Origin of the sequence: Mycobacterium sp. E787, from assembly GCF_001668725.1 — a bacterium.
Classification (GTDB): Bacteria; Actinomycetota; Actinomycetes; order Mycobacteriales; family Mycobacteriaceae; genus Mycobacterium.
Window position 1 is genome coordinate 1 of sequence record NZ_LZKL01000115.1, and the last position, 5,787, is coordinate 5,787.

Below are 5,787 nucleotides of genomic sequence, written 5' to 3' on the forward strand. Positions count from 1 at the left end.
TGTGGTTGCCGGTGTTCGCGATGCCGACGTTGTTGCTGCCGCGGTTCCCGACGCCCATGTTGGAGTCGCCCCGGTTCCCGATGCCGACGTTGCCGCTGCCCAGGTTTCCGTTGCCGACGTTGGTGTTGCCGAGGTTTCCGCTGCCCATGTTCCCGAGGCCCGCGTTCCCGAAGCCGGTGTTGTTGTTGCCCGCGTTCCCGCTGCCCAGGTTTTGGTTGCCGCGGTTGCCGCCGCCGATGTTGCCGACGCCGTTGTTGCCATTGCCGACGTTGGCGCTGCCGATGTTGCCGCCGCCCACGTTCTGGCTGCCGATGTTGCCACCGCCCAGGTTTTGGTTGCCGGTATTGCCGCCGCCCACGTTGCCGCTACCCGAGTTGCCCGCGCCCAGGTTGAAGTTCGCGAGGGCCGCCTGCACTGGACCGAGTGGCCCGGACAGGGTTTGCGCCATGGGCTTCAGCTGCGCGGCCACCGCCGACGCCCCGCCGTGATAGCCCACCATCGCCGACACGTCGGCAGCCCACATCTGTTCGTACTGCGCCTCGGCCGCCGCGATCGCCGGCGCATTGAGCCCCAACAGGTTTGACCGCACCAACGACACGAACTGGCTGCGATTGGCCGCCACCGCCGCCGGATGCACCGTCGCGGAGGCCGCCGCTTCGAACGCCGCTGCCGCCGCCCGCGCCTGCCCCGCCGCCCCCTGCGCCTGCGCCGCCGCCGCCGACAGCCACCCCTGATACGGCGCCGCCGCGCCCACCATCGCCACCGCGGCCGGACCCTGCCACGCCGCCCCCACCAAGCCTGACGTCACCGACCCGAACGAGCTCGCTGCCGAACCCAGCTCACCGGCCAACCCCTCCCAGGCCGCCGCCGCCGCCAGCATCGGGCCCGGCCCCGCACCCAGATAAATCCGCGCCGAATTGACCTCCGGCGGCAACACCAAGAAATTCATCACACCCGTCCTTCGCCGTCAGTCGGGGCCGCCGCGTTTGCCGCGTTCAGCGCCGAACGGACGTCCGCCGGATGCGCTGACGCCACCGCCACCGCCACCGGGGCCGCTATCAGGTACGACATCGCCGTCCTCCCGCTCCCAAGCCGTCCGGACGATCGGTGGAAACGCAGCGAATTGCGATCCCGGTCCCGGCTTGTAGTTCCAAGCGGGTCAAATATGCGGGGTCCGACGTCGAACTAACGTCGGTCGAATCGCGTAGATACTCAGCATGAGGGGTCGTAAATGCGGCGAGGTGCGGGGTCGTAGGACCACCCCCGGCAAATGGTCGACCCAGGTGCCCGGGGCGGCCGCCGGCAGGCCTCACCACTCCGATGACCTCAATAGTTTTCGGTTGGTATTCGACCCTCGGTGGCCGGCATGAGCGAAACTGGTGTGCGCGGGGATTTACGGTCATGTAAGAGGCATGGCCATCGCGTGAGGGAGCCGATGCCCACAGGAACCGTGACCCTGCTGCTCGCCGATTTCGAGGGCGCCGAACGACTGTGGGAGAGCCAGGGGGAGCAAACGACGGCCGCGTTGGCGCGGCTGGATCGCGCCGCCTCCGAGATCGTTCCCGCCCACGATGGCGTGCTGGCGGCCGGACCGGGCGCGGGCAACGGGTTCATGGCCGCCTTCGCCCACGCGACGGATGCGGTGGCGTGTGCTGTGGCGTTGCAGCGGGCGCAGCTGGCGCCCATCCGGCTGCGCGTCGGCGTGCATACCGGCGAGGTTCAGCTGGGCGATGGGGGCGAGTATGTCGGCTCGACCCCCGAGCGGGCCGGCGCCCTGCGCGAGCTGGCGCACGGCGGACAGATTCTCCTCTCGGGCGTCACGCGCGACCTGGTCATCGACCAATTGCCGGCCGACACCTGGCTGACCGATCTCGGCACCCATCAGCTCGGCGACCTTCCCCGCCCCGAGCGGTTGGCGCAGCTCTGCCACTCCGACCTGGACGCCGAATTCCCGCCGCTGCGCACCACCGGAAGCGTCGTCCCGCACGGCCTCCCTGTGCAGCTGACGCGGTTCGTGGGTCGCGTCACGCTGACGAACGACGTCGTCAAGGCGCTGTACGAGAACCGGCTGGTGACCCTGGCCGGCGCCGGTGGTGTCGGTAAGACGCGGCTGGCGGTGCAGGTCGCCGCCCAGGCGGCGGCCGAGTTCGACGGCGACGTGTGGTTTGTCGACCTGACGCCGGTCACCGACCCGGAGGTGGTGCCGGTCGCGGCGATGCGGGCGCTCGGCCTCCCCGACCAGCCGGGCCGCTCGGCGACGGAAACACTGGTGCGGTTCCTCGGTGACCGCCCGGTCCTCCTCGTTCTGGACAACTGCGAGCACCTGATCGACGAGTGCGCCCGACTGACCGTCGCGCTCCTGGGCGCCTGCCCGCAGCTGACGATCCTGACGACCAGCCGCGAGCCGATCGGGGTGGCCGGCGAGCTGACCTGGCGGGTGCCGTCGCTGTCGCTGGCCGACGAGGCGATCGAGCTCTTCGTCGACCGTGCGCGCTTGGCCCGGCCCGATTTCAGCATCGCCGTCGACGACAGCGCCGCCGTGCGCGAGATCTGCGCTCGCGTGGACGGCCTGCCCCTGGGCATCGAGCTCGCCGCGGCGCGGGTGCGGATGATGTCGCTGACCGAGATCCTCGACGGCCTGCGCAACCGGTTCCGGCTGGTGACCGGCGCGGCGGCCGGGACACGGCGCAAGAAGACCCTGGGCGAGTCGGTCGACTGGTCGCACGCGCTGCTGAGCGAGCCGGAGCGCATCCTGTTCCGGCGGCTCGCGGTTTTCCGGGCGGGCTTCGACCTCGATGCCGCGCGGGTCATCGGCGACGGCGATCCGGTGCAGCAGCATCAGGTGCTCGACCGGCTCGCCCAGCTGGTGGACAAGTCGTTGGTGGTGGCCGATTACGCCGGCGATCGCACGCGCTTCCGGCTGCTCGAGACCGTGCGCCACTACGCGGCGGCAAAGCTGGCCGAATCCGGGGAAGCCGACGAGGTGCACGCGCGGCACCGCGACTACTACGCGGCGCTGGCCGCCCTGCTGGACAGCGCCGCTGACGCCGACCACCAGCGCCGCATCGAACAGGTCGAGATCGAGATCGACAACCTGCGGGCGGCGTTCGCGTGGAGCCGCCGAACCGGCGACATCGAGCGGGCGCTGGAGCTGACGTCGTCGCTGCAACCGCTGTGGCAGACGCGGGGCCGCATCCAGGAGGGCCTGGCCTGGTTCGACGCCATTCTCGCCGAGCCCGGCGCGCGGCACTCCGACGTCTCCGCGGTGGTGCGCGGGCGCGCGCTGGCCGACAAGGCGGTCCTCGACGCGTCGCGCAGCATCGGCGACAACCTGGAGCAGGCGCAGCAAGCCGTGGCGATCGCCCGCGAGATCGACGACCCCGCGCTGCTGGCGCGCGCGCTCACCGCCTGCGGCGCGATCGCTTCCTACAGCGCCGCCGCGGCCCGGCCGTACCTGGACGAGGCGATCGGCATCGCCCGCTCGCTCGACGACCAGTGGCGGCTGACCCAGATCCTGACCTGGCAGGCCAACGGCGCGTTCTACGCGGGCGACCCGATCGCCGCCGAAGAGGCCTCCCGAGAGGGGTGCGAGCTCGCCGATGCGATCGGCGACCGATTCGACGCGCGCTCGTGCCGCTGGACCCTGGGCTTGGCGCAGATGATGAAGGGCGATCTGGCCCGGGCCGTCGAGCAATTCGAGGCGGTGACCGCCGATGCGGACGCGGCGCACGACGTCTTGTTCCGGTGGGGCGCCCGGCTGAGCCTCAGCCTCGCACTCGCCTTCCGGGGCGACACCAGCGCGGCCACCGCCACCGCCCACGCATCACTGGATGCGGCCGCCGATCTGTGGCCATATAACGAGGGATTCAGCTATGCGGTCCTGGTCACCGCAGCGGCGGCCGCCGGCGACCTCGCGGCGGCGACCGAGGCGATCGAGGCGGCCCAACAACGCCTGAGCGCGCAGGGCGAGCTCGGCGCAGCGATTGTGAACCCGATGGCCGACGTGGCCCTGGCCCGCGGCGACCTCGTCGAGGCCCGGCGCTGGGCCGACCAACAGGTCGCGGCGTCGGCGGGCTGGCACCTGGCCCGGGCGCTCACCACGCGGGCGCGCATCTCGATCGCCAAAGGCGAACCCGACCAAGCGGATCGCGACGCGCACAAGGCCCTCGGCTGCGCAGCGGAGTGCCAGGCGCACCTGGCCGTCCCCGACATCCTCGAGTGCCTCGGGCGGCTGGCCGCGGACGGCCTGAGCCATCGCGACGCGGCGCGGCTGTACGGCGCCGCCGACCAGATCCGCCGGCGAATCGGCGTGGTGCGGTTCCGCATCCACGACGCGGACCACGAGCGGTCGGTCGCCGCGCTGCGCGACGCCATGGGCGAGCAGGAGTTCGACAGCGCATGGGCGGAGGGAGCCGGGCTGTCCCTCGACGAGGCCATCGCCTACGCGCGCCGCGGTCGCGGGGAGCGCAAGCGCCCGACGAGCGGCTGGGCCTCCCTCACTCCGACCGAGCGCGACGTCGCGCGGCTGGTGGCCGAGGGGCTGGCCAACAACGAGATCGCCGCCCGGTTGTTCATCTCCCGGCGCACGGTGCAGACCCATCTCACGCACGTGTACGCGAAGCTGGGCATCAGCTCCCGCGTGCAGCTGGCCCAGGAAGTCGCCGGCCACAGCTAAGCACCGTCGGCGCGCGAATCTACGACCCCCGGACGTGTGCTGTTACGAGCTTTGACCGACGTTTCGGCGGCGCATCCACCGGATCCTGAATTCGATTCCAGACGAGCGTCCGGAGGGGCAGCGACGCAGATCCGCCCCGGCGCTCGATGACGACCGGGAGGACAGCGATGTCGTTTGTGATAGTGGCCCCCGACACGGTGGCGGCGGCCGCGGCGGATGTGGAGAGCATCGGATCGGCGCTCAGCGCCGCGCATGCGGCCGCGGCGGCCCCGACCACGGGGATTCTGGCGGCCGGGGCCGATGAGGTGTCGGCGGCGCTGGCGTCGCTGTTTTCCGGGCACGCGCAGGCCTACCAGGCGCTGAGCGCCGAGGCGGCGGCGTTCCACCAACAGTTCGTTCAGACGATGAGCGCAAGCGGAGCGATGTTCGCCGGCGCGGAGGCGGCCAACGTGTCCCCGCTGCAGAGCCTGCTCGACGCGGTCAACGCGCCGGTGCAGGCGGCGACCGGGCGCCCGCTGATCGGCAACGGCGTCAACGGCGCCCCGGGGACGGGGCAGAACGGGACGGACGGCGGGTGGTTGATCGGCAACGGCGGCGCCGGCGGATCCGGCACCGGCGGCGGCAACAACGGCGGGAACGGCGGTAACGGCGGGAACGGCGGGCTGATCGGCAACGGCGGGGCCGGCGGTGCCGGCGGAACCCCCCTGGCCATCGGCGGCGCCGGCGGCAACGGGGGCCACGGCGGGTCAGCCGGACTGTTCGGCTCCGGTGGCGTCGGCGGGGCCGGCGGTAACTCGGACGCGGGAACCGGCGGGAACGGCGGGGCCGGCGGCAACGCCGGCATGCTGTCCGGCGCGGCCGGGACGGGCGGCATCGGCGGCCGCAGCGACAGCATCACCCGTCCCGGCGGAGACGGGGGCACCGGCGGCAACGGCGGGCTGTTCTCCAGCGGGGGCACCGGCGGGCTCGGCGGAAGCAGCGTGAGCGGGACCGGCGGCACCGGCGGGGCCGGCGGAGCCGGCGGGATGTTCGGCGCAGGCGGCAGCGGCGGGGGCGGCGGGACCACCAACGGCGGCACCGGCGGGCTGGGCGGCGCGAGCGCGTGCGGCGGG

Annotated in this window: 3 protein-coding genes; 2 read left to right on the forward strand and 1 reads right to left on the reverse strand. The window is 72.5% G+C overall.

The genetic code is table 11. The features are described 5' to 3' along the window. Positions 1 to 949: PPE family protein (locus tag A5705_RS22170; RefSeq protein ID WP_156763198.1), on the reverse strand; the 949-nt coding region annotated here is incomplete at its 3' end. A 474-nt stretch (positions 950 to 1,423) separates the two neighbouring features. Between A5705_RS22170 and A5705_RS22175 the strand changes: the two genes are divergently transcribed. Together A5705_RS22175 and A5705_RS22180 are read left to right on the forward strand one after the other, a co-directional pair. Continuing rightward, positions 1,424 to 4,675 (forward strand): LuxR C-terminal-related transcriptional regulator, encoded by a 3,252-nt coding sequence (locus tag A5705_RS22175; protein WP_068280058.1) that lies wholly within the window; start codon positions 1,424 to 1,426, stop codon positions 4,673 to 4,675. A gap of 167 nt (positions 4,676 to 4,842) precedes the next feature. Next, on the forward strand, positions 4,843 to 5,787 hold a 945-nt coding region (locus tag A5705_RS22180), incomplete at its 3' end, for a PE family protein (RefSeq protein ID WP_156763199.1).